The sequence below is a fragment of the Streptomyces sp. NRRL S-495 genome (genome assembly GCF_000966955.1).
Taxonomy (GTDB): Bacteria; Actinomycetota; Actinomycetes; order Streptomycetales; family Streptomycetaceae; genus Kitasatospora; species Kitasatospora purpeofusca.
Genome location: NZ_JZWY01001191.1, coordinates 1 through 1,436 on the forward strand (window position 1 = coordinate 1; position 1,436 = coordinate 1,436).

Below are 1,436 nucleotides of genomic sequence, written 5' to 3' on the forward strand. Positions count from 1 at the left end.
CGTGATGTACCTCGGCCGGATGGTCGAGATCGGCAGTGATCTGGAGATCTACGACCACGCCACCCATCCGTACACCCAGGCGCTGCTGTCCGCGGTGCCGGTGCCGGACCCGGCGGCGCGCGAGGTCCGGGACCGGATCGTGCTGACGGGGGACGTGCCCTCGCCGGCCAACCCGCCGTCCGGCTGCCGCTTCCGCACCCGCTGCTGGCTGGCCCAGGAGCGGTGTGCGACGGAGGTGCCGCTGCTGGCGGTGCCGGGCTGGCTGTCCGGGCTCGCCGCGCACGATTCGGCCTGCCATTTCGCGGCCGAGCGCGGGGGGACGACCCCGAGCGAACGGTCGGAAAGCGGTTGACAGTGGGCCCCTGCCCCGTCGGCGGAGCGCGTCCTCCTTCTGGAGGGCGCGCTCCCTTTTTGTCCACCCGCCGACCTGCGGGAATTCCGGCGGACGCCGACGGGTGATCATCGAATTTGATCATTACGCTTCGTAAATATTCGAATACCGGTGCAATCGGTCCGCTATCCGAAAAGCGGAGCCGATGACTCCGCGCGCGATATGGCGGAATTTGCCGAGTATTGTCATGGCTTGATCCCGGCATGTAATTGAAAAGAGATGTGACGGCGATTCCACCGAAGGGGTCGGGTGATCGATAGTTGCTCTGCGCGTATCAGTGGTCACCTCGCCGGCTGTGCGGATCGGCCCTGAGATGTCGAACCCCGCCGTGCGCGGCACACCGACTGGCGGGGCGCCGTTCGTTCCCAAGCCCCTAAATCGAGGAGCAGTTGAATGAGGCTCACCAAGACGATGCGCTGGACCGCGCTGGCCGCGTGCACCGCGCTCGCGATCTCCGCGTGCACCACCGGCAGCGGCAAGAAGTCCTCGGACGGGGCGAACGCGTCGGGCAAGAAGGGCGGCTCGATCAGCATCGAGTCGGGTGAGCCGCAGCACGGTCTGATCCCGCAGAACACCGCGGAGTCCGAGGGTGCCCAGGTGCTGGCGCAGGTCTTCGCCGGCCTGGTCGAGTACGACCGCAAGACGAACGAGCCGGGCCTGCGGGTCGCGGAGTCGATCGAGACCCCCGACAGCAAGGTCTGGACGATCAAGCTGAAGGACGGCTACACCTTCCACAACGGGGAGAAGGTCACCGCGCAGTCCTTCGTCGACGCGTGGAACTGGGGCGCCAACCAGGACAACGCGGCCGAGGGCCTGCCCTTCTTCTCCAAGATCGAGGGCGCCGAGGAGCTGTCCCCGGGCAAGGACAAGAAGCCGACCACCGACAAGCTCAAGGGCCTGAAGGTGATCGACGACAAGACCTTCACCGTCACGCTGAGCGCCCCGTTCTCGCAGTTCAAGGTCATGCTGGGTTACACCGCCTTCTACCCGCTGCCGAAGGCCTTCTTCCAGGACAAGAAGGCTTTCGAGGAGTCCCCGATCGGCA

The 1,436-nt window shown here is 66.2% G+C and carries 2 protein-coding genes; both read left to right on the forward strand.

Annotation, left to right across the window (positions count from 1 at the left end; all coding sequences use genetic code 11):
* The coding region (locus VR45_RS40455; protein WP_045944975.1) for an ABC transporter ATP-binding protein at window positions 1-352 on the forward strand (352 nt) is incomplete at its 5' end.
* 432 nt (window positions 353-784) lie between these two features.
* A partial coding sequence (locus VR45_RS40460; protein WP_234326664.1) for an ABC transporter substrate-binding protein occupies window positions 785-1,436 on the forward strand: 652 nt, incomplete at its 3' end.